The sequence below is a fragment of the Blautia sp. MSJ-36 genome (assembly GCF_018917985.1).
In the GTDB taxonomy this organism is placed as follows: domain Bacteria; phylum Bacillota; class Clostridia; order Lachnospirales; family Lachnospiraceae; genus Blautia_A.
Genome location: NZ_JAHLPQ010000012.1, coordinates 21829 through 45140, shown reverse-complemented (window position 1 = coordinate 45140; position 23312 = coordinate 21829). Strand labels below are relative to the sequence as shown.

Sequence of the window (23312 nt, the reverse complement as noted above, 5' to 3'; positions counted from 1 at the left end):
TGCTTTACATTGCTGTTTTTTATACCTTTTACTTATACATATCTACCACATCCTGGGCCTTCTTGCAGAACTCATCAACTGTGATCTCGTCTTTCATGCAGGACTGGAAGATCGTTCCCATGTCGCTGATAAATTCCATTGTCTGTGCCACCATCGGACGTCCCTGTACATTGCATTCATTTGCATATCTGCTGTACATTTCTTTTGCCGGGTCAGAATCCGGAACTACCTTCTCTGCAACATCTTTTCTTGCAGGATATCTGTCAAATGCTTTATAGGAAGCTTCCATTCCGCCTTCATCAGCCATATACTGGAGGAATTTCACAGCTGCATCTTTATTCTTGGAGGCTTTGTTCAGAACATAGCTCCAGGAATCTGTAAAGATCGCACGCTCTCCCTTACCGCTGAAATCCGGTACCATTTCCATGTGGATCTTATCTGCGCCAAGCATATCTGCCTTTGCATAATCTGTTCCAAGTCCCCACATGAACCAGCATCCGTATTTTCCGTCATTGATCTTCGGATTCATCTGCTCATACTTATCAGCGATCTGCTCAATGGATGTTTCGTTATCAGCAACCAGATCGTGAAGGAACTGAACTGCTTCTTTGTTTTCCTCTTTGGTCCAGTCAAAATAATCGCCACCGAACATGTTTACAAACTGTGCAAGCTCGTTAAATGCATAAGTTTTCTCCCAGGAACCGCCGTAACCGAATCTTCCGTCCTTGGAAACAGCCTTCATATACTTCATGAAATCCTCTTTTGTATCAATGGACTTGATTCCGACCTCGTCCATGATCTCCTGATTTACCCAGAATGCAAGATATCCTGCATAGCCTGGAACACCGATGATGTTTCCGTCCTTATCTGTGATCATATCCTTTACATATCCCTGGGCAAACTGATCAACGATATCATCTGTCATTACTGTATCATTCAGTCCTTCCAGCCATCCGGAATTTTTAAATGCCGCGCTCATCTCATCGTTGATCTCAATGACATCCACGGAAGCATCGCCTGTGGAAAGCATTGTGGTGATCTTCTGCTGACGGGTATCTGTATCTGTAGGTGCTGCAATCACATTAATGTTCAGACCTGTGGCATCTTCCACATTTGCAAGCCAGTCCTCAAAATCCGGGTCTGTGGTGTTGATGCTGTATAAGGTAAGATCATATTTCTCCTTTGCGGAAACAGTAACCACGTTACCTGCCATACCTACAACCATCGCTGCTGCCAAAACTGCACTTATTACTTTTTTCTTCATATCTTTCTTCCTTTCCGGACATTTTCGTGTTTGTCCAAACCTGTTTTTGATGGTTTAAGGATACCAGAGAGCCCCCTCATTCTAAATACAATATTTTATGATTTATTTATATTATTTTTCGTTCTCTTGTATTTTTGTTGTTAATTTTTTATAATCCTTTTATATAATCTATATTTGTAACGGCTTTTTTCACAGCTGAATTCGGTTTCATTAATTTGTTTTTGACATAAAGGAGAGTATGTACTATGAAATTCCACAAATGTATCCCACCCAGTTTTTCCTCATTTCGCTATAAGCTCCTGCTCGCATTTCTGATCGCAACTATGGTACCTCTGATTTCCCTGACCTTCATCAGCTATCACATTTCCTATAACATTGCCAGAGATCGTATTATCGATTCCGCCGTAATGACTGACAGACAGCTGGTTTCTCAGCTGAACGACCGTCTCGGCCAGGTTGAAAATGTAGCAGATACCATACAGTTTCAAATGTACTCCCTAAATCATTCTTCCTCCAATAAGGTAGATGCACTGAAAAAATTCACCGCTGTGAAAAACAATATTTCGCTGTATAAATCCACATTCGATTTCTTCCATATATATGTTTTTCTGCAGCCCGATCAGCTCGGTTCAAAAGAAGGCCTGTACTTCTTTTCCACAGATGAGCTTTCTGCATATGGTCTGGATAAAAATATTGTTTCCGGTTCAGGCTTTTCCTCTGTCTGGATACCGGTTTCCAATATGCCTCTGCCTAAAATACTGTCCACAAAAAAATCATCTGCCGATGTGATCCTCTGCGTCCGGGCACTGAAAAATCAGGCCACCGGTATTCTGGAATACGCCTACGGCATTGCTCTGGACACCTCAGAGCTTACCACTTATCTGCAGCCTGCTGCTCTGGATTCCCGCATATACAGCTACATTCTCACAGATCACGGAGAGATTGCAGCGAAAAATACATCCTCACTGAATTTATCCGAAATTTCCAAAGCACAGTTTCAGAAACTCAAAGAAAATGCAGATTCTTCTTTTCACAGCGGCGACAAATATTATAACTGCTGCACCTTAAGCAATGGCTGGCTCCATGTTACCGAAATCCCGGAAAGCTATATTCAGGGCAACACGCACATCCTGATCCGTGCCTTACTGATCACTGTCCTTATTTTTTTGCCCCTTACTGTTATCATCGTGATCCTGTTTTCCGAAAATCTTACCCGGAAGATCACTGCACTTTCCTATGCAATGGAAGCCTTTCAGCTGGGACATGACCCGGAACATCTATCTATCGTTACTGTTCCCCACCCGGATGATCCTTCCAGGTATGATGAGATTGACAGACTGGGCATCACCTTTGAAGATATGCAGCACACAATAGCCGGAAACCTGAAGTCCATTGTAAATCTTTCCGTAAACGAAGAACGTCTGAAATACCAGCTGCTCCAGTCACAGATCAATCCGCATTTTCTTTACAATATCCTAGGATCGATCCGTACCTGCCAGTCCCTTGGAAAGCTTGACATTGCTGATCAGATGATTGCAGATCTGACTGCCTTTTACCGTCTTACCCTGCGTAAATCAAAGGAACTTATTCCTATTAAAGATGAATTGGAAATTGCCCGGCTTTATCTGGAAATGGAAAAGCTCTGTCATAAAGATAATCTGGACTGGGAGATCGAAGCAGAAGATGGAATCGAAAATTTCCTGATCTGCAAGTTTACACTTCAGCCATTTCTCGAAAATTCCATACTGCACGGGATTTCTTTGGGCACACCGGCTGTTTTCATTTCGATCCATGTTCTTTATGGCGATGATACGGTTGTGATCTCCATTGAGGACAACGGTGCCGGCATGGACTCTGAAACCCTTGCACAGCTGCGCCATGCTATTGAACATAATATTAATGATTATGAGAAGCATTTTGGAATTTCCAACGTAAGTTCCCGTATTTCCAACCCATTATACGGAAACGGTTCCGTAAGGATCCGCAGCAACCCCGGAAACGGCACATACGTCACCATTGAATTCGAACAGATGGAGGAAGATATCGATGAAAAAAATAATGATCGTAGATGATAATTACTTATCTGCAGAAGGTATCGAAAAAAACATAGACTGGGAAACGCTGAATGCAGAGATCATCCATGTCTGCTACAATGGAACCTCTGCTATCGAAGCCATGAAAAAAGAGCCTGTAGATCTGATCATTTCTGACATTGAAATGCCTGATCTTGACGGCATTTCCATGAGCCGTCAGGCTCTTGAGATCAACCCCATGGTAAAGATCATCCTGATCAGTGCCTACGACAAATTTGAATATGCAAGACGAGCTCTGCTCCTTGGCGCTCTGGATTATATCGAAAAGCCTCTGGATTATGCATATCTTATCCAGAAGGTAAAAAACGCTTTTGCACTGATGGAAAAGGAACAGAAAAATCTCCAGCTTCTGAAACAAAGCAGGCCTCTTCTTACGGAAAAGTTTTTCCGCGAGATCACACACCTTCCGTCTTCTGAAGCAGCCTACCGACTGAAGCCTTATCTTAAGTATCTGAACCTGGAGCTGAATTATGATTTTTATGCAGTTGTTATTCTGGAGCTTGAAAATGCTCCGGATCTAAAATCCGTTTACGGGATCGAAAAGTTTCAGATGGAGCTTCTCAACCTTCAGGATCTGATAACTGAGGAAACCTCTTCTCTTGATTTTGTGTATCTTCTCCCGGATATGGATGGCTATCTGTGCATTCTGGGACACAGCGGCTGTCAGTCCAACAGCTTCCGTCAGCTTACCAGCGGGCTTATTTCCTCGATCGCAGATGCCTGCCAGCCACTGGGGCTTTCTCTCAATGCAGGTATCGGAACAATTGTCCAAGATTTCTGGAACCTGAACCAATCCTACAAAAGTGCCGTACATGCGCTGGAATACAGATTCTTTTTCCCGCATCAGAATATCTTTGACGGAAGAGAGGCTCTGGGTTCCGATCTGTCTGTTGCAGATTTTTCAGATACAAAGGAGGATGAACTGATCCGGCTTCTCTGTAAAAAGGATACCTCTGCCATAGATCTCTGGTTTCAGAATTTTTCCGACTGGCTCACTCAGAAATTTCGCACAAAGAATTTCGCTTTCATACAGATCTATTCTCTTCTTGGCCGGATCCTGAAATTTTTCTATGAATTAAATCTGGATACTCATGACCTTGAAGCTAAAATTTTGTATGTTTACAACCACATAAATGAGTTTCATAATACGGAGGAGCTCTGTCAATGGCTGAAGGATCTGTGCCATCTTTTATGCCGGAAGCTTGATTCCTCCATGAATGATTATCACCAGAAGCTCTGTGAACTGGTGATCTCCTACATCAACGAGCACTACACTGACAATACGCTCTGCCTCAATGATATTGCTGCCTCTGCCAATGTAAGCCCTGCTTATTTAAGTGCTCTTTTCAAAAAAAATCAGGGGATCAGTCTCAGTGACTTTATCACATCTCAGCGGATTTCCGCAGCCGCCCGTTACCTGACTACGACTACGATGAGTCTGAAGGAGATCAGCCTGAAATGTGGTTATGCCAATCAATATTATTTCAGCACCAGCTTCAAAAAGAAAATGGGGATCACCCCCTCTGCCTATCGGGAACAGCATACATAACTTCCTCTTTTCTATAGCAAAGTTACTGTCACAAATGCCAGTGCCCTTCTCCGGATTTTTACTTATAATCAATTAATAAAGAGAACCATCATATCTTTTTCGAAGGATGGATCGCTATGAAAAAATGGAAAAAAATCCTGATATCTCTGATAACAGTCTTTGTACTGGCCAATCTTCCGGCAGAATCGGCAATTCTGCCTGGCACAGTCTGTGTTACAGAGGCCGCTCCCAGGATCAGTTCTTCCAAGCTTACCATGATCAAGGGGCAGAGCAGAACACTGAAGATCACCGGTCTCAAAAAAGGGCAGAAAATCACCTGGAAGAGCAGCAATTCCAAAATCGTCACTGTAAACAAAGCAGGCAAGCTTTTTGCAAAATCTGCAGGAAATGCTGCAATTACTACTCAGGTAAACGGGATCCGCTTTGTCTGCAAGGTTAAGATACAGAAAAAAGCTGCTCCAGCAAAACCAGCCCCGACTACTGCTCCGAAGCCCGGCATAAAATTAAAAAATCACATCCTGAGCAAAGGCAAAAAGGCCAGTGATGGAAGCGTAAAAATCGAGCTTAACACACACGATGAATCAAAAAAAGTCGATATGGATTTAGGCGGTTTGGGTTCGTCATCTTCTTCTATGCAGGTTTCTGTAGATGAATATCGAAGTATCACATACATTCCAAAAACCAACAGTTTTAAATTCTATTTCCGGTTTTCCAGCCATGATGATTTAAAAAGTGATATTACTTTGACTTTCCCGATGAATTCTACTGCGGCTTCTTTAAACTTTTATTTTTACATGAGCATACTTCCTGATGATGAATCCGGTACACTGATCGCCACCATGAGCAGCTCCGCTCCGCTTTCCGCCATCAGGAATGAATCCTCCAATTTATCCTTCCACTTCCAGAAGCTTACAGATCCTTATGAGGTCCTGACGCAAAAAGATGCTTCCGAGCTTGCCAACTACAAAATAAGCTTTTCCCAAAAACAGATCGATCATACCCGGCAACACCCCTGGCTGTTACAGCCAGGGGTGTTATACTGTCAGCTGCTTTGCAGCCTATTCCTCTAATTCTTCCAGATTTTTTTTCAATTCAAGCATCTTGTCTCTCAGCTCAGCAGCCTGCTCGAAATTCAGGTCTGCTGCCGCAGCACGCATCTGCTTCTCTACCTGAGCGATCACCTTCGTCAGTTCTTTTCGGTTCATGGATTCCGGATCCTTTTTAAGCTTCACTTCTGTCTCTGCCACCTTCTTCGAAACAGCGATCAGATCACGGACCGCCTTCTTGATCGTGGTCGGAGTGATGCCATGCTCCCTGTTGTAAGCCTCCTGTATCGCTCTCCTTCTTTCTGTCTCGGAGATTGCTTTTTCCATGGATTCTGTCATATTATCCGCATACATGATAACATGGCCCTCGCTGTTTCGTGCTGCACGGCCGATGGTCTGTACCAGGGAAGTCTCCGAACGGAGGAAGCCCTCTTTATCTGCATCCAGGATCGCTACCAGTGTGATCTCGGGAATATCCAGACCTTCTCGCAGAAGGTTGATCCCGACCAGCACATCAAACACATCCAGGCGCATATCGCGGATGATCTCCGCACGTTCCAGAGTGTCAATGTCTGAATGGAGGTACCGGACACGGATTCCCAGATCCTTCATATAATCCGTAAGGTCCTCTGCCATACGTTTGGTCAGAGTCGTGATCAGGACTTTGTTTTTCTTTTCAATTTCCTTATTTACTTCTGCTACAAGATCATCGATCTGTCCTTCGATCGGACGCACCTCCACCTTCGGATCAAGAAGCCCTGTGGGGCGGATGATCTGTTCTGCCCGGAGGAGTTCATGGTCAAACTCATATTCTCCTGGTGTTGCAGATACAAACATTACCTGGTCCAGTTTGGTCTCAAATTCATCGAAACTTAACGGGCGGTTGTCCTTGGCGGAAGGGAGGCGGAATCCATAATCCACCAGAGTCTGTTTACGGCTCTGGTCTCCTGCATACATACCGCCAACCTGGGGCACTGTCTTATGGGACTCATCTATAATAAGTAAAAAATCATCTCCAAAGTAATCCATCAGGGTATACGGTGGCTGCCCTGGTGCAAGCCCGGTAAGATGTCTGGAATAGTTCTCAATTCCGGAACAGAATCCGGTTTCCTTCATCATCTCCACATCAAAGTTGGTACGCTCGGCAATCCGCTGGGCTTCGATCAGTTTGTCCTCACTTTTGAAATATTCCACCTGCTGTTTCATCTCTTCCAGGATGGCATCCGCAGCACGGCGGATCTGCTCCTGAGGCACAACATAATGGGACGCCGGGAAAATGGCCGCATGGCTTTCCACACTTTTGATTTCGCCGGTAAGCACATCGATATCTGTGATCCGCTCGATCTCATCTCCAAAAAATTCCACACGCACCGCCCGGTCTGTAGAGTTAGCCGGAAAGATCTCCAGCACATCGCCACGCACCCGGAATGTTCCTCGGTGGAAATCCATCTCATTTCTTGTATACTGGATATCGATCAGCTGTTTGATAACCTCGTCACGATCCTTCTCCATCCCCGGCCGAAGTGAGATCATCATATCAAAAAATTCCTGCGGCGCACCCAGGCCATAAATACAGGATACCGATGAAACTACGATCACGTCTTTCCGCTCACATAAGGCCGCTGTGGCAGAAAGGCGGAGTTTATCGATCTCGTCGTTGGTGGATGCATCTTTGGCAATGTAGGTATCTGTTGAGGGGACGTAAGCCTCCGGCTGGTAGTAATCGTAGTAAGAGACAAAGTATTCCACTGCATTCTCAGGGAAGAATTCCTTCATCTCGCCATAAAGCTGTGCCGCCAGTGTTTTATTGTGTGCAAGTACCAGAGTTGGTTTATTTAACTGGGCAATGACATTCGCCATTGTGAAAGTTTTACCGGAGCCAGTAACACCAAGCAAAGTCTCAAACTGGTTGCCTTCTTTAAATCCCTCGACCAATTTCTCGATGGCCTGGGGCTGATCGCCGGTTGGCTTGTATGGGGCTTTTAATTTAAACTCATTCATGGTAAATCCCTCCATTTGTGACTTTTACTATGATCATTATCAGCCAAAAATTCGTATCCAGCTTCGTAACGAAAAGCTCATTTTTATAGTAAATAGATGTGTTTCTCACCTCATTACGAATAAAAGTCACAAAACTAATATTTGCGGATAAAACAGCACTCGGAAATACCTGAAAATACTAACCTCCGGTCCTGTCATATTTTTACTGTTTGTTCTTGTAACAGTCCCTATTATATCAAATAAATTTTTGAAAGTATATAGATTAACACAAGAAAAAAGTACAAATGTTCGATTCTTATTTGTACTTTTTTCTATCACTACTATTCTATTTTTTTATCATGCTGCGTTGAAATATTCCTCCAGGATTAAGTCTATTTCAATCACTTCTGAATAATCATAATACTGATCTTTCCGCTCTTTTGGAATAACTTCTTCAATAAATGGTTCCAATACATCCAGACAGTCTTCTATGATTTCCTGTGTATCTCCATACACATCTACCGATATAATTTCCTTGGCATGTCCTAACAAATGCGAAACACCTTTTGAATTAAAACTATTCTTCAGCAAAATAGTTGCATAGGTATTTCTCAACTGGTGAAAATGAATATCAGGTAAGTCCAAAGATTTCAGCAAGTCTTTATAATATTTCTGATGAAAACCTTTACTCCTTGGATTCCCATATGTAGAACAGCAAATATAATTCCAGTCCCGGAACTCTTTTGGTCTGCGTCTGCGGTTCTTCTCATAAGTTTTCCGTTCTTCCAGAATTGCTTCAAATACATAATCCGGTATTGGAAGTTCACGCACACCAGCAGGTGTTTTTGTTTTAATTTCCTGCTTTGTCAGCATCTTAGGTGCACAATCTTCTGCTTTACTATTTGGCTTATTTCCCAACTGACGCTCTACTCTCAACGTCCTGTGAATGTAATCGACATCACTGTATTTCAGACCATTTATTTCACTTCTTCTGAGTCCCATCAATACCGCAAACAGAATTTGCATATGAATCGGTGTCTCCTTGCTTGCCTCAATCAACCGAAGCACCTGTGGAAGTGTCAATGTTTTCTTCTCGTCAATTTTCAGGACACGATACTCTGTCTTTTTTATTTTCTTCGGTAAATTGATTCCCTTCGCAGGATTTGTTGCCAATACATTTTTGTTAAATGCATACTCCAATGATGTTTTCATGATCGTCCTGGCATTTTTCGCAACTGATTCATACTTCTCCGCAACTGCATTATATAATTTTCTGATATACCCCTGATTTAGTGTAGACATATACATCTTTCCAATCTGTGGAACAATGTAATTCTTAATAGCACCTTTGTAAATTGTATAAGTGTTGTCTGTTATTCGGGGACGCATAATATCTTCCAACCAGAAGATCATAAACTCCTCTACCCGGATTTTTCCATACACAATATAGGTTCCGGTATGTAGCTGTCCGATTACTTCATCACGAAATGCATTAGCTTCTCTTTTGGTTGTGAATCCCGCATGTTGCTGTGTCTTTATACTTTCGTCTGCAAACGTCAGCAACACACGAAATCCATATCCATTTTTGATTGTTGTCACCGAATAGACCTTATATTCTACATATTTCTTAAAGTCAACAATAGAACGATTTGAAAAGTCATCCCGCTTTTGCTTACCATATTATTTCCTTAAATTAACATTCATGTAACACCCAATATTACGCAAATTCATCGAGTCCTCTACAAACTGAAGTTCATCCCAATATGCAGACCTTTGATTACACACGCTTATAAATTATTGGTTCATCATATCCAAAAGTTCTCTTTCCATTAACTTCCATGCTTTCCGATACTTCCAGAAAATTGTTGGAAAACTTTTCCCAAAGTTTGAATGTCATTACCGGAGAGAACTGGCTTGTGCTACCTCCCTCCCAGATTCCGTCCTTTTCATGATAAAGTGCCGGATTAAATTTTTCAGATTTTTCTAGTTTAGAGTAATCAACATTCTTCATAGAATCATATGAAAATGTATTTTTATCTTCTCCTTTTGGAATTTCATAAGAAGAAAGTAAAATTCCCTGTTCTATTTCCGTGATAAGGAAAAGATGTGGAGATGCATGACGTTTTCCATTAATTTCATAATAACTCTCTTCAACAACAAATTTTCCTTTGAAATCTTCAGGAAGGTTATTTATTTTGTCATTACAGATTGTATTTACATGTTCCGCATATGGATATGTTTTCCCTTCTGCCTGCATCTTATTAAATTGATCCTTATTATCAAAATGTCCTGTCATCATTCCTACAAAATTATCAAGTTTCATCATATACTTTACCTCCTGGTATTTGCCTAATCACACTATTCATCTTTTGCTTTTGCCATACTGGCGATATCTCCCACTCCATTCAATACCATTGTCGGAAGATAAGCATAAGTTTTGAGTGTATCCTTCGTTGAACGTCCAGAGAGAACCAATACAGTAGACATACCACTTTCCATTCCTGAAATCACATCTGTATCCATACGATCCCCAACCATTACAGCTTCTGCTGAATGACATCCAAGCATATTCAATCCTGTTCTCATCATCAGTGGATTCGGTTTCCCACAGAAATATGCCTGTGTACCTGTTGCCATTTCAATTGGGGCAATCAATGCACGACAGGCAGGAGCGATTCCGTTCTCGATTGGTCCGGAAACATCCGAGTTTGCTCCAATCAACTTAGCTCCCTTCAGAACTAAATTCGTTGCTTTCGTTAGGGTATCCAATGAATAGGATCGTCCCTCTCCCACAACAACATAATCCGGATTTACATCATTCATTGTAATGCCAACATCATAAAGTGCATTTAAGAGACCTGCTTCTCCTATCACAAATGCTGAACAGCCTGCCGCCTGTTCCTTTAAAAAAGCGGCTGTTGCCAATGCACTGGTATAAAAATGTTCTTCTGGCACATCAAGTCCCATCCTAGCCAGTTTCTGATTTAATTCTCGTGGTGTATATCCACTATTATTTGTCAAAAACAAATATTCTTTCTTTTCATCATGCAACCACTGGATGAATTCTGGAACACCTGGCAATATCTGATTGCCATGATAGATCACACCATCCATATCACAGATGAATCCTTTTTTTCATTAAAATCGATTATGGATTTTATCATGTTCATATGCGCCCTGCCTTTCTTGTTTCTTTAGAATACACCTTACTCTTTTCATAATAAAATAAAGCGCTATTTTCTACAAATATTTTTATATTATATCATCCACACATAAAATCAAATACATAGTACTGTGAAATCAAAGTAAATATTTCTATCAACAGAACCTTTTATGACAACATCTCTTTCACACAAATACTCCGATAATCACTCGGTGATATTTTATATCTTTCTTTAAATACTCGGTTAAATGTTCTCTGACTTTCAAATCCACTATCCAGACAAATGTTTGTAATAGAATCACTCGTATTTTCCAAACGATGGCATGCATAGTTCAGCCTTGCATCATTAAGATATTGATTAAAGTTTCTATGGAATGTCTTGGAAAAGAGTCTGGATAAAACATATTTGCTCACGCCCAGGTCTTTTGCCATCTCTTCCAACGAAAACTTCTTCTTGAAATTTGCTGATATATAGGAAACTGTCTGGTAAATAAGATCGTTGCTCCCCACACTGCTCTTTTCTACCAAATTTAATTTTCCTATGCAGCGTGCCAACACAATTTGAAGATATGCCTGTGCAACAGTAATATCCGACTGTTCTGTCTCTAAAATTGCATTTATAACCCTATATACCTCCGGTTCAACCTTTTCCGCTTTGATGATTGGGTATTCAGGAGCCATGGATTGCATGATATCTGCAAATTTGGCTATCGTAAATGGCGATGCAATCAGATAAGTCGCTTTATTTACACCGGGTGTCAGTACCTGATAGTGATGAATAACATCTGGAAATACAAAGCCTATATCTCCTTTTTCCATATGGTATAGTTCCTGTCCGACACCAAGTTCTAATGCTCCACTTGTTACACAAACGATCTCCAGTGCATTATGAAGATGTGGTTCAATATGTTTTGACTTCCTATTTATTGCTATGATCTCCTCTTTTGTGTCGACATATTTTAACTGCATGAAATACTCCCCTTTGCAACATTTGTCTATATCTTCTTTCGATTTGGCAAGCAATCCTTTTACACCTATCTTATAATCAACTTGTAAATAAGGAAAGGAGGAATTGCAAATGAGCAACCTAAAAAAATATCTGAATGACCTTTTAGTATTCTACACTGAATATTTTGAGCATCCTTACCATGTATAAATACTAAAAGGACTATTTTGTGAAAACTGAATATTTTCTTAAGGCCATTTCACAAAAATGAAGTGGTCCTTTTTTATTTTCAAAATACAGTTCAATCACTTTATATATAGAAAAAAGCACTGTCTCATCGAGCAATGACCAGACAACGCTTTCTCCTGTCAATTCTAATTTATGTCTGATGCATCTGTTACTTCATCTGCAGCAATTTCTTTTTCTGCTTTCAGTTTTTTATTTGCATCTTCTACATTCATTCTTGAAAGTACAAACATAATCAATACATCAAAGATTAACGGAAGCCAAAGATACATAAACTGCATCATATCAAGTGCAGACTGCGGCTGAGTTGCATTTGTTCCGATATATCCACTGAACTCAAGCAGCCATCCAACAACAGCGGTTCCAATACCTCCACCGATTTTTACGCCAAGAGAAGTACAAGAGTACATCGTTCCGTCAATTCTCTTTCCCTGTGTAAGATAAGTGTACTCAGAGCAGGATGCGATAACTGCATTCATATCTCCCTGCCATGGTCCCTGACCTAAGGCTGCAAGAGCTGTAAATGCCATCATCAGCGGAACACTGCCCATATATCCTGCAACAACAACAAGTGCTCTACCGATGACTGCTAAGACATAACCTCTTAAGTTCAGTTTATACATACCTTTCCACTTACCAACTAATGTCGGTGTGAAAATCAGGGCAATGATCAGTGGAATATTTACTGCCCATGCAAATTGTCCAAACAAATTCTTATTTTTCAGTACCCATGTCATGTAATAAATGCCAGCTCCAATCATGGCACTATATAACTGCTGTAAAATATATGTTCCACAAATCATCATGTAATATTTGTTTTTAACAAGAAGCTTGAATGCCTGTACCATTCCGTACTTTTCATTATCATCCTTTACTTCTCCTTCGTTAAGTTCTTCCTCAGGAAGTTCCTTAACAGAAAGTGCTGAAATCGTATTTATGACAAGACCAATGATTGCATAGATAATAGCAACCGTTCTCCATGCCGCAGCATCTCCACCACATTTATCTGCAAATCCAACTGTAATCGCCTGAATCAGAAGACTTGTTGAAAACGCAAAAATAAAACGGTAAGATCCCATCTGCACACGCTCTTTGCTGTTCTTTGTAATCAGTGACGTAAGTGCTGAGTAAGCAATATTGTTTGCTGTATAAAACACACCATTTAACAGTGTATAAGAGATAAAGAACCATGCGTATTTAGCCGTTGTTCCAAAGCTGACTGGTACTGCAAAGCAGCAGACCAGCGTAATGGCACAACCAATGTATCCGTATAGCATCCATGGCTTCGCTTTTCCCATTTTACTGTGTGTTTTGTCAATCATTGATCCAAAAAATATATCCGTAAAACCATCAAATAGTTTTGATACGGCAATCAGGGTACCTACGACACCTGCAGCAAGTCCTACTGAGTCCGTCAGATAGACCATCATGAAAGATGTCAGGAAGGCATAGACTACATTACCTGCAATATCACCTGATCCATATCCAATTTTGTTATACCATTTCAAATACTTTTTTTCTTCCATCGAATTTCTTTGCTCCTCATCTTCATCGCACTTAGAATCTCAATATGTCTAACCGTATGATGTCTAATTATATTTTTTCTCTGTTTTTGTCTGATTGCTCTGTATATCCGGACTTTACATTGCAATCAGACTATCCTTCTTTGTTTACGAGTTACATGAAACTTTATTATCCCTTTACATACGGTATCAGCGTAAACTGGAACCGGAATAATACATCATCAAATCGGTACTGATCCAATACAACTGGACCACAACTATTAGAACCAATGCCATTTAATGCGTAGTCAACGCAAAATACTACACTATCTGATTCTGTCAGTTCATAATTATGCGTTTTCTTCTCAAGTTCTTCCTGCGTATAATAAGAAGCATTGAATGAGAAGGCATTTTCCGCAGATACCACAATTCCATATCGGCTGTTGTTAAGCTCTACATATTCACAATCATAATGGCTTCCATTTTCCTGTGGGCAAATATAATCCTCATGCAAATCATCTACATTTGCATGATACAAACCGTGGCTCGCAGCCTGATGTTTATCACAATAACTTTCCTGTGGTCCCATTCCAAAGTATCTTACAGCTGAAAGTTTTTTATCCAGGAACATCCTCACACCAAATCTCGGAAGATCCGGGAATTCATCGTCTTTTGTTACTGCAATATCTGCATCAAGCTTTCCAGCAGCTTCTATTTTCCATGTAATCGTCACATCAAGAATCTTCTGTACTGTCTCTGCCACAACGGATGCATGGCTTGTAATTTTCACACCATGCTTTCCCTGCACGACCTCTGTCGTGTAAGATCTTGTATAAGCTTTATCATAATGGGCTTTCTTCCATTCAGATTTGATGTACATATCATTATCTGTTGGTGCCCTCCAGATATTTAATTCCATAGGGTGGTTTAGATATTCCCGACCTGCAAATTTCATCTCTGTAAAAAGTGCAGTCCGTCGGTCGATTGTATATGCGAATTCACGACCTTTGATATGAATCTGTGTATCATCTTCACTCACCTGTAATTCAGAATCCGTCACTGTTTTTTCAACCCATTTTTCTGCTAACTGGCATTTGGCATCCTTCTGGCTTACTTCGATCTCATCAAATCCAAGGATATGGTCTTCATCCAACAGTGGCAATTCCTTTTTCAGATGGTAAATAAATTTTAAATAACATTTTCCACTCTCTGGCACATTGATTTTAAGGTTTATTTTTCCTTCACTGTGTGGTGCTGCTGAAACTTCTGGGAGTTTACCTTTGCTGATTACAAGCCCGTCCTGCGTCAGTTCATAACTGATCTTCACATAATCTTTCAAGTCATCAAAATCCATGTAGTTATGAAGCACCAGTTCTCCGCTTTCTTTGTTATAGGAAATAACTCTTGCCGGGCGATAAACATTCTTGTATTCCAAAAGTCCTGTATGTACCGTTCTGTCCGGATATACTAATCCATCCATACAGAAGTTGCCATCATGAATTTCTTCGCCATGGTCGCCCCCATAAGCATATATAGTCTTTCCATTCTCAGCAGTTCCATGAGCAATCGCATGGTCACACCATTCCCAGACAAAGCCGCCGCACATTTTATCATTATCCTGAATCATCTGGAAGTAATCTTCAAAATCTCCAGGTCCGTTTCCCATGCTGTGACAGTACTCTACCAAAAGGAAGGGTTTGCTTCCATCTTTATCCAGATATTCCTGAATTTCGGAAAGCGCTGGGTACATCCGGCTGTACACATCCAGATTGCTGTAATCATATGTTTCATCATAATTGCGGTATCTTGCACTCTCATATTGTGTGATACGGTCTGGATCAAAATTCTTTGTCCATTCCAGTGCTTTTTCAAAGTTGCAGCCATAAGCACTCTCATTTCCCATTGACCACATAACAATACAGAAACGGTTTTTGTCACGTTCCACCATGAGTTTTACGCGATCAACGATTGCCTCTTCCCATACCGGATCATCTGCAATCTTCTCATTCCATCGTTTGAACCGATTGTAATCAGTGTCTTCTTTTCTGTAGATCATAAATGGACCATGAGCTTCAATATCTGCTTCATCTATTACCATGAATCCATACTTGTCACACATTTCATAGAAAAATGGTGCGTTCGGATAGTGGCTGGAACGGATCGCATTAAAATTATGCTGCTTCATTAACGTAAGATCGGTTGTAATCTGTTCCGGATTGATTGTAAATCCAGTAACCGGATCAGAATCATGTCGATTAACACCACGGAATTTAATCTTCTGTCCATTTAAATAAATAACCTGGTCTTTAATCTCTATCTTTCTTAATGCAATGTGATCTACAATTACTTCATTCTCTGTTTCAAGAATCAGTTTATATAGATATGGATTTTCTGTATTCCAAAGTTCCGGACTTGCGATTTCTAATACAGCTGTTCCTTCTTCAGCAATACTTCCTAGTGCTACAACTGCTCCGTTTCTATCTTCAATCGAAATTTTTACATTTAACGGAGAGTAGAATTTCATTTCAATTTCTACTTTCGCAAGCATATCCTCAATTCTTGTTTTAATATGATAATCACTGATTGCCTCTTTTGGGCGTTTCAAAATGTACACATCCCGGAAAATACCACTCATACGGAATTTGTCCTGATCTTCCAAATAGGAACCATCACACCACTTCATTACCAACACTGCCACCGTATTCGTTCCATCCTGAAGTACATCGGTAACATCAAACTCACTGGTCATATGCGAAACCTGGCTGTATCCTATGTAAGAGCCATTGATCCATACGTAAAAGCAACTGTCTACTCCTTCAAAGTTCAAAAAAGATTTTGGCGCTTTCTCATCTCTACTGTACTCAAAAGTATGTACATAGGCTCCACACGGAATGTCCTGTGGCACATATGGTGGATCAAACGGAAATGGATACCGGATGTTTGTATACTGGTGTGTATCATATCCAGCCATCTGCCATACACTTGGAACCTGAATCTCATCAAAATTTTCTGTATCATAATTCTTCTCAAAGAAAGAATCCTGAATGTCATAGATGCTGTTAAAATACTGGAATTTCCAAGTTCCATTCAATAACTGCATACGATCTGACTCTTCTCTGTGTTCCACCAAGTTATCCATTCTTCTGGATGCCGGAATATAATAGGCTCTGGCTGGCATTGTGTTTTCGTGCAGTACGCTTAGATTTTCATAATAACGTGGTACGATCATAAATAACTCTCCTCCAATACATATACTTTTTTGTTCTTTGTTTTCCTAAAGCAAACCTTATACTTTACTTTTTGTTTACGTTCCTTAGTTATGTTATATATAGCTTATCCTAATTCGCAAAATATGTCTATGAATTGGATTAGACAAAATATGCACTAAATGATACAATGATAAAAAATACGAAAAGAGGTGCTGTCCTATGTATTTGAACACCGGTTATTTGAACCACTCACATATGGATTTCAAAGACAAAAGTCGTCCGCTGATTGTAGGTAGCTGTGGTACTTACCGTCTTTCCAGACATCCCAAACTTCCGACCTACCGTCCAAAGGGTCGTCTGGATTATCAGATTATATATATCACTGCTGGTTGTGGGCATTTTCATTTTGATAATGTAAATAATGAAACGATTGTTCCAGCCGGCAGCATTGTACTGTACAGACCGAAAGAACTCCAAAAATATGAATATTACGGAGAAGATAAGACAGAAGTATACTGGATTCACTTCACAGGAAGCAATGTAAAAAATATCTTACGTCAATATGGATTTCCGGATAAAGAACGTGTCTTTCAAGTGGGTACATCTAATGAATATGAACAAATTTTCAAGCGTATCATTATCGAGCTGCAACGCTGTCAAGACAATTATGAGGAAATGCTTGTCCTTTTGCTACGTCATCTTCTGATCAGTTTCCACCGGGAACTGACAAGAGAGCACATATTAAAAAATGAATACCTTGATCATGAGATGGATAATGCTGTTACCTTTTTCAGTGAAAACTACAATCAAAATATCAATATTGATGATTATGCTGCCTCACGAGGCATGAGTGTCAGCTGGTTTATCCGAAATTTCAAAAAATATACCGGTTCTACACCAATGCAATTCATTGTGGGAATCCGCATCAACAATGCTCAGATGTTACTTGAAACAACAACTTATTCCATCAATGAGATTTCTAAGATTGTCGGATATGATAACCAGCTTTATTTCAGCCGACTTTTTCACAAGTTGAAAGGATATTCGCCGAGAGAATACCGAAAAATAAGAAATAGGTTATGAAATCTATAATGTCATAAAAACTAAATGTCAAAAAAGGATGCCAACGAATCAAAGCAGATTACGTGACATCCTCCTCTTTTTATTAGTGCTATTTTATAAATTCAACCGAATAGTAATACATGTACTCATATTGTTGCTTTTACAGTATATCATTCAGAGTAAAAAAAGTATAGGGCAATCGAATATTTGTTCTATACTTTTTACTGCACCACACAAAAAGGCAGAGCCTGCTCCACTCAGACTCTGCCTCTCACTTTTTTCTTTTTATACTGCCGTCATTCTTCTACTTTTCTCTCATAAACGATCTCACCGCCAAGAACTGTCATATCCACTTTCGTGGTCTTGATCTCATCCGGATCAATCTTATAAATATCTTTCTCCAGAACTACGAAGTCTGCATTTTTTTCCACTTCGATGGTTCCGTTCTCGTCTTCTGTATAGGAAGCGTAAGCTGCGTTTTTTGTAAAAAGCTTCACTGCTTCATCTACGGACATTTTTTCGGATGGGATCCAGCCTTCCTCCGGCTGACCGCTGATATTTTTGCGGGTGACTGCAAAATAAATATTCTCCATGGCATCAAAGCTTACCACCGGAGCATCCGAGCCGCCAGACGTATGGATTCCCATATCCAGCATGCTCTTCCATGCATACACCTTATCCATACGGTGTGCGCCGATGGCAGGTTCCACTGTGTTCATATCCAGATCGATAAATACCGGCTGGATATATGCCAGAAGCTCCTGGTCTTTCATCCCCTGCAAAATACGCGGATTGGTGATCTGGCAATGCACGATACCATGTCTGCCCTTTTTATTATCCTTCCGGTAAGGAGATTTCGCAGTTGCCTCAATGACCATATCCATGGCACGATCGCCGATACAGTGTACCGCTGCCTGCATCTGATGCCGGTCAAAAAAAGCAAACAGATCGTCAAGCTCCTCCTGACTGAATGTGATGATCCCGGTATTTCCCGGTGAATCTTCGTAAGGCTCATTCATGGCCGCTGTTCTTGCGCCAAGAGAACCATCCTGGATCAGCTTCATCGGCCCGATCGTAAAGTGCTCTCCCCTCTGCCCGGTACAATATCCTTCCTCGATAAAAGCCTTCGCATCCTCCGCCCGCTCAAAAAGACACTGCTCATAATGGCGGATACTCAGCTCTCCTCTGGCATCCAGTGCCTTGTAGGAGGCCATGATCCGACGCCAGTTTTTTCCTGGAAGGGAGGCAAGATCATCGGACTGTACACCTGTAAATCCACATTCATTCAGCTTCTTCGCACTGTATTTGATGTAGCCTTCCACTTCTTCCTGGGATGGTGCTTCCAATACGGAAGAATAAAACTGTACTGCATTCTCCTTCAGAAGTCCGGTATCCAGATCAACCTCCTTCTCAATCTCCGGGAACTCCGGGATTTTTTTCAGAAGCTCCAGACCGCAGCTGTTGCACACAGCCACATGCCCGCAGACACGCACCATAATGATGGGGATTTCCGTTGAGAGTGCATCCAGCTCATCCTTATGCGGATAGCGTGGCTTATCAAAATGCTCCTCATTCCAGCCTCTGCAGTAGAGCCAGGTCAGCTTCTGACCTTTGCTCTCCTCCAGTCTTTTTTTTGCTGCGGCAAGCATTTCCTCCACACTTGTGCAGTCAAACAGTTTTACAGATCTTTCCACAAATGCATAATGCAGCATATGCATATGTGTATCCACAAAACCGGGCAGCATCAGCCTTCCCTTAAGGTCGATCCGCTTTTTGCAGGAAAAAGCTTCCGCTTCTTTATCAGTTCCCACAAAAACGATCCGGCCATTTTCGATTCCCACAGCCTCTGCCACTTTTTCACTGTCATCCAGTGTTCTTATACATCCGTTAAAAAAAATTGTATCCACTGTTTATTTTTCCTCTTTTTCTTTTTTATCCTCGTAGAAAAGTGCCATATCCTTGTCTACCTTTCCGATTCCCATGTAACGCGCCTTGTAATCCTTCAGCAGTTTAAAGAAAGTACCACTTAAGATAAATAATGTGGCAACATTTACAAATGTAGGGAATACGGTTGTAAAGTCTGCAATTACCCACAGCTGCGCCGGTGTTCCGTTTCCGTAAAGAGTAAGCACTGTGACCAGAAGACCCCATAATGGTGTTCCAAGGATAAAAACCTTCTCTGCAATCTTCAGAACCTTCTGATTATTTTTCAGCCAGTGCTTCAGGATCACGCTGTAGTAGGTGAACCATCCGGTTGATGTTGTTAATCCAAAAAGAAAAATACTGATCGCAATCAGTGCTCTCGCAATGGAGCCCATTCCAGACTCAAATGCTGTCAGTGTCAGCTCTGATCCCTGAAGTCCTGAATTCCAGTAGCCGGTGGTGATAACAACAAGACCTGTCATGGAGCAGACTACGATGGTGTCTGCAAATACCTCAAATGCTCCCATCAGTCCCTGTTTTACAGGATGGTCTGTCTTTGCGGAAGCATGGATCATAGGTGAGGTTCCCCAGCCTGCCTCGTTGCTGTATACAGAACGGGCAAATCCAAGACGCATAGCTGTTGCAACACCTGCTCCCATAAATCCGCCGACTGCTGCCTGTGTTGTAAATGCACCTTTAAAGATCAGCCCAAAGGTCTCCGGCAGCTTGTCAAAATTCACTACCAGTATTGCGAGGGATCCTACAATGTAAAGCATGCACATGATCGGTGTCATATAGGAAGAGATTACACCGACTTTCTTTACACCGCCGATGATGATCAGGTAGATCGCTGCCACATAAAGAAGTGACGGCACGATGTATGGCAGGTGGAAGGTACTTCCGACAGCCTCTGATACTGTATAATTCTGTAAGGTAATGAACCATGTCATAAAAATACAGCCGCCGAACAGTACTGCAAAAAGTTTCCAGAAGGGAAGCTTTTTCTCTCCGCCAAGGCCTTTCTGCATATAGTAGGTCGGGCCTCCCTGGTACTCACCGTTTGGCTGTTTTTCTCTGTAGTACACAGCAAGTGTTACCTCTGCCATCTTGATGACCATGGCAAGAAGCGCCGCGATCCAGAGCCAGAATAATGCCCCAGGTCCTCCTGTTGCAATAGCCGTTGCAACACCGGACATATTGGATACACCAACAGTACCTCCGATCGCAATGGAAATAGCCTGGAACGGTGTCAGGCTCTTTCCGTCATCTCCGCCTTCCTGGCGACGTTCTTTACTGAACATGTTTTTCACAATGTAACCAAAATGGCGAAACTGGAAGAAACCGGAACGTACTGTCAGATATACGCCTGTAGCGAGGATCGTGATCAGCAGCGGCAGTCCCCAGAGCCAGTTGGTCAGATTTTCAAATAATTCAAACATCTTTTCCTCTCCTGTCCTTTTTATTGTTTTGCTCTTTCATCCATTCGGAAAATCTGTGTACAGAATATAAAAAATCCCCAGAACATGAAGTCAGATACGGATACCCGGTGTTCCCAACATACAGCTCTTCTGCCATATATCTGCGAGCCCCGTTTCTATCCTCTTTATCCTTCATGCTCTGGGGATCTTACATTTCAGCCCACGAATCTTCCAAACAATAACAGTATATCACAGTTCCGGAGGAATTTCTACTTTTTCTGTTTGAATTTTGTATTTTTATTCATTTTTCGTGAATATTACTATTTTGCCGTATGGATTCCGGATACTCCACCCCTTCCGGCATGGAATCCCATTCGTTAAGGCCAAGGCTCTGCTTGAATTTCGCCTGTTCAAGCGTAAGCTTCGGGAGATCATCCTGCAGATAATCCATCAGCTCACTGATGCCTTCCCTGGTCTTGTTATTTACCATGAAGATCCGTTCACAGCCCATGTTCTCCATCCACTGTCTGACCATGGGAATGTTGGCATGGGGAGAATCCACCTTGGTGATGATCCCGATCAGCGGCCGTAGTAGAAAATTCCTGCTGCCGTCACTAAACAGGTTAAAGGGCTCATTGGCTGCCTGTACAATGGCGATCACATCCGCCTCAAAGGAAAAACAGGCCAGTCCTACGCTGAAATGCTTGGATTCCGCATATTCTCCCGGTGAATCAATAGTATCTTCATTTGTATTGGTATACTGAGTCTTATGATAATGAAGCTCTTCCCCTTTAAGCGCCTGTGTCAGAGATGTTTTGCCGGCTTCACTTCGACCCATCAGAAAAATTTTTTTCATTTTTTATCCCGTCCTGCTCTAGCTTCTGTGGATCTTACAGACATCGAATTTCAATGTCTCATGGAAAAACCGCACCACTTCCTCCACAGCTGTCGTCACTTCCGTAAAACCGCCTGTCAGGATCAATGTCCCACAGAACCGGTCCATAAATCCAACTTCCACATGAGCCGCCTTCACTGCAACATCTGCAGCCACTACAATAGCCTCCCAGGGTGTAACCCTGACCATACCGATGGCATCTCCCGTATGGTCCTCTCCTTCGTGAACTCCGATATGTAACGCAAGATTCTCATATACCGACTTGTCACTTGGTGTAAAAACATGTGCAAAAGAAAGCTCTTTTCCAGGTACTCTCACCCGGGTCAGTCGCAGCCTTTTTCCCTTAAGGTTCTCATAATCATCATGGAACAGCCGCTCCAGCAGTTCTTCCTTCGTTATCCGTTCTTCCATGGTGCACTTCCTTATCTCTTGGTGATCTTGCAGACTACATATCCAAGAGTATCGCGGAAATAGTCCACGATCTCTTCCATTGCTGTCTGCACATCGGAAATCTCTCCTGTTATGATCAGTGTTCCTGTAAAACGGTCTGCAAAACCAAGATATACATTGCCGCTCTTCACTGCGATATCAGATGCGATCACAGCGGATTCGGAAGGGGTCATATTCATGATTCCGATCGCAGATGAGCCATAGTCCACCTGTGGATTCAGTCCAAGCTTCTGATATATGATTGGTGCCGGACCACCCATGATATGGGCAAATGTGATCTCCTTACCGGCTACGGTCTCCTGTACGATTCTGATCTGGTCTTTATGTTCATCTGCCATTGATGATTCCTCGCTTTCAAAAATTTCGTAACATAGCATTGTCAAGATCCATGCTATCGATTTCTCGATCGATCTAATATTCGATAAGCCGGATTTTGTTCATCCGGCTTACAATTTCCCTACGTTAAATTTTACTATCTGTACCTCTTAATGTCAATACAATTCTTCGAAAACAAGGCAAAAAACAACGTTTTCAAAAATAAAAATCCACAGAAAACAACACTCATT

General features: G+C 41.5%; 17 protein-coding genes and 1 pseudogene. 4 read left to right on the top strand and 14 right to left on the bottom strand.

Going from position 1 to position 23312, the window contains the following annotated elements; genetic code table 11:
- Positions 1 to 28: 28 nt before the first annotated feature.
- Positions 29 to 1264, bottom strand: a complete 1236-nt coding sequence (locus tag KQI39_RS10070; RefSeq protein ID WP_216418179.1) for an ABC transporter substrate-binding protein — start codon at positions 1262 to 1264, stop codon at positions 29 to 31.
- Between the two features lie 245 nt (positions 1265 to 1509).
- Here KQI39_RS10070 and KQI39_RS10065 point away from each other — a divergent pair, with 245 nt between their 5' ends.
- The 3 genes from KQI39_RS10065 to KQI39_RS10055 all read left to right on the top strand — a co-directional run bounded on the left by KQI39_RS10065 (position 1510) and on the right by KQI39_RS10055 (position 5976).
- Positions 1510 to 3336: a sensor histidine kinase gene (locus KQI39_RS10065; protein ID WP_216418177.1), complete on the top strand. Its 1827-nt coding sequence runs from the start codon at positions 1510 to 1512 to the stop codon at positions 3334 to 3336.
- Positions 3311 to 4906, top strand: coding sequence for a response regulator (locus KQI39_RS10060; RefSeq protein ID WP_253293140.1), 1596 nt, complete (start codon positions 3311 to 3313; stop codon positions 4904 to 4906). The genes KQI39_RS10065 and KQI39_RS10060 overlap by 26 nt, the downstream gene beginning before the upstream one ends.
- A gap of 116 nt (positions 4907 to 5022) precedes the next feature.
- Positions 5023 to 5976: an Ig-like domain-containing protein gene (locus KQI39_RS10055; protein WP_216418175.1), complete on the top strand. Its 954-nt coding sequence runs from the start codon at positions 5023 to 5025 to the stop codon at positions 5974 to 5976.
- Here the strand turns inward: KQI39_RS10055 and uvrB are convergent.
- The 7 genes and pseudogenes from uvrB to KQI39_RS10020 all read right to left on the bottom strand — a co-directional run bounded on the left by uvrB (position 5965) and on the right by KQI39_RS10020 (position 17018).
- Positions 5965 to 7953, bottom strand: a complete 1989-nt coding sequence (uvrB, locus tag KQI39_RS10050) for an excinuclease ABC subunit UvrB (protein WP_216418173.1) — start codon at positions 7951 to 7953, stop codon at positions 5965 to 5967. The two genes, KQI39_RS10055 and uvrB, sit on opposite strands and share 12 nt — an antisense overlap.
- Before the next feature lie 336 nt (positions 7954 to 8289).
- Entirely contained in the window at positions 8290 to 9531 is a 1242-nt protein-coding gene (locus KQI39_RS10045) for a tyrosine-type recombinase/integrase (RefSeq protein WP_330654028.1), read from the bottom strand.
- Positions 9532 to 9709: 178 nt separating this feature from the next.
- Positions 9710 to 10258, bottom strand: a complete 549-nt coding sequence (locus tag KQI39_RS10040) for a hypothetical protein (RefSeq protein ID WP_117539071.1) — start codon at positions 10256 to 10258, stop codon at positions 9710 to 9712.
- Positions 10259 to 10290: 32 nt separating this feature from the next.
- A pseudogene (locus KQI39_RS10035) lies at positions 10291 to 11102 on the bottom strand (HAD-IIA family hydrolase).
- Positions 11103 to 11263: 161 nt separating this feature from the next.
- A complete protein-coding gene (locus KQI39_RS10030) occupies positions 11264 to 12064 on the bottom strand; it encodes a helix-turn-helix transcriptional regulator (protein WP_119247974.1) in 801 nt (266 codons plus the stop codon).
- 351 nt (positions 12065 to 12415) lie between these two features.
- Complete coding sequence (locus KQI39_RS10025; protein ID WP_216418169.1) at positions 12416 to 13813, bottom strand: MFS transporter; 1398 nt, start codon at positions 13811 to 13813, stop codon at positions 12416 to 12418.
- A gap of 166 nt (positions 13814 to 13979) precedes the next feature.
- Complete coding sequence (locus KQI39_RS10020; RefSeq protein WP_216418167.1) at positions 13980 to 17018, bottom strand: glycoside hydrolase family 2 TIM barrel-domain containing protein; 3039 nt, start codon at positions 17016 to 17018, stop codon at positions 13980 to 13982.
- Between the two features lie 199 nt (positions 17019 to 17217).
- Between KQI39_RS10020 and KQI39_RS10015 the strand changes: the two genes are divergently transcribed.
- On the top strand, positions 17218 to 18081 hold the full coding sequence (locus KQI39_RS10015) for an AraC family transcriptional regulator (protein WP_148447365.1): 864 nt from the start codon (positions 17218 to 17220) through the stop codon (positions 18079 to 18081).
- A gap of 275 nt (positions 18082 to 18356) precedes the next feature.
- On the opposite strand, the gene KQI39_RS10010 is transcribed toward KQI39_RS10015, so the two are convergent.
- From KQI39_RS10010 to KQI39_RS09985, 6 genes are all read right to left on the bottom strand, one after another.
- A complete protein-coding gene (locus tag KQI39_RS10010; protein ID WP_195567190.1) occupies positions 18357 to 19967 on the bottom strand; it encodes an amidohydrolase in 1611 nt (536 codons plus the stop codon).
- A 3-nt stretch (positions 19968 to 19970) separates the two neighbouring features.
- Positions 19971 to 21422, bottom strand: coding sequence for an alanine/glycine:cation symporter family protein (locus KQI39_RS10005; RefSeq protein WP_195567192.1), 1452 nt, complete (start codon positions 21420 to 21422; stop codon positions 19971 to 19973).
- Positions 21415 to 21597, bottom strand: coding sequence for a hypothetical protein (locus KQI39_RS10000; protein WP_195567194.1), 183 nt, complete (start codon positions 21595 to 21597; stop codon positions 21415 to 21417). The genes KQI39_RS10005 and KQI39_RS10000 overlap by 8 nt, the downstream gene beginning before the upstream one ends.
- Positions 21598 to 21702: 105 nt before the next feature.
- Positions 21703 to 22257 (bottom strand): EutP/PduV family microcompartment system protein, encoded by a 555-nt coding sequence (locus KQI39_RS09995; protein WP_195567196.1) that lies wholly within the window; start codon positions 22255 to 22257, stop codon positions 21703 to 21705.
- Between the two features lie 18 nt (positions 22258 to 22275).
- On the bottom strand, positions 22276 to 22707 hold the full coding sequence (locus tag KQI39_RS09990) for a BMC domain-containing protein (protein WP_216418165.1): 432 nt from the start codon (positions 22705 to 22707) through the stop codon (positions 22276 to 22278).
- Positions 22708 to 22718: 11 nt separating this feature from the next.
- Positions 22719 to 23084 carry a BMC domain-containing protein gene (locus KQI39_RS09985; RefSeq protein WP_021977225.1) on the bottom strand — a complete coding sequence of 122 codons (366 nt, stop codon included), beginning with the start codon at positions 23082 to 23084 and terminating at the stop codon, positions 22719 to 22721.
- Positions 23085 to 23312: the final 228 nt, after the last annotated feature.

Bases quoted from the DNA above. Each gene is read 5' to 3' on its own strand.
- KQI39_RS10070 (WP_216418179.1), bottom strand. From the start codon at position 1,264: ATGAAGAAAAAAGTAATAAGTGCAGTTTTGGCAGCAGCGATGGTTGTA.
- KQI39_RS10065 (WP_216418177.1), top strand. From the start codon at position 1,510: ATGAAATTCCACAAATGTATCCCACCCAGTTTTTCCTCATTTCGCTAT.
- KQI39_RS10060 (WP_253293140.1), top strand. From the start codon at position 3,311: ATGAAAAAAATAATGATCGTAGATGATAATTACTTATCTGCAGAAGGT.
- KQI39_RS10055 (WP_216418175.1), top strand. From the start codon at position 5,023: ATGAAAAAATGGAAAAAAATCCTGATATCTCTGATAACAGTCTTTGTA.
- uvrB (WP_216418173.1), bottom strand. From the start codon at position 7,953: ATGAATGAGTTTAAATTAAAAGCCCCATACAAGCCAACCGGCGATCAG.
- KQI39_RS10040 (WP_117539071.1), bottom strand. From the start codon at position 10,258: ATGATGAAACTTGATAATTTTGTAGGAATGATGACAGGACATTTTGAT.
- KQI39_RS10030 (WP_119247974.1), bottom strand. From the start codon at position 12,064: ATGCAGTTAAAATATGTCGACACAAAAGAGGAGATCATAGCAATAAAT.
- KQI39_RS10025 (WP_216418169.1), bottom strand. From the start codon at position 13,813: ATGGAAGAAAAAAAGTATTTGAAATGGTATAACAAAATTGGATATGGA.
- KQI39_RS10020 (WP_216418167.1), bottom strand. From the start codon at position 17,018: ATGATCGTACCACGTTATTATGAAAATCTAAGCGTACTGCACGAAAAC.
- KQI39_RS10015 (WP_148447365.1), top strand. From the start codon at position 17,218: ATGTATTTGAACACCGGTTATTTGAACCACTCACATATGGATTTCAAA.
- KQI39_RS10005 (WP_195567192.1), bottom strand. From the start codon at position 21,422: ATGTTTGAATTATTTGAAAATCTGACCAACTGGCTCTGGGGACTGCCG.
- KQI39_RS10000 (WP_195567194.1), bottom strand. From the start codon at position 21,597: ATGAAGGATAAAGAGGATAGAAACGGGGCTCGCAGATATATGGCAGAA.
- KQI39_RS09995 (WP_195567196.1), bottom strand. From the start codon at position 22,257: ATGAAAAAAATTTTTCTGATGGGTCGAAGTGAAGCCGGCAAAACATCT.
- KQI39_RS09990 (WP_216418165.1), bottom strand. From the start codon at position 22,707: ATGGAAGAACGGATAACGAAGGAAGAACTGCTGGAGCGGCTGTTCCAT.
- KQI39_RS09985 (WP_021977225.1), bottom strand. From the start codon at position 23,084: ATGGCAGATGAACATAAAGACCAGATCAGAATCGTACAGGAGACCGTA.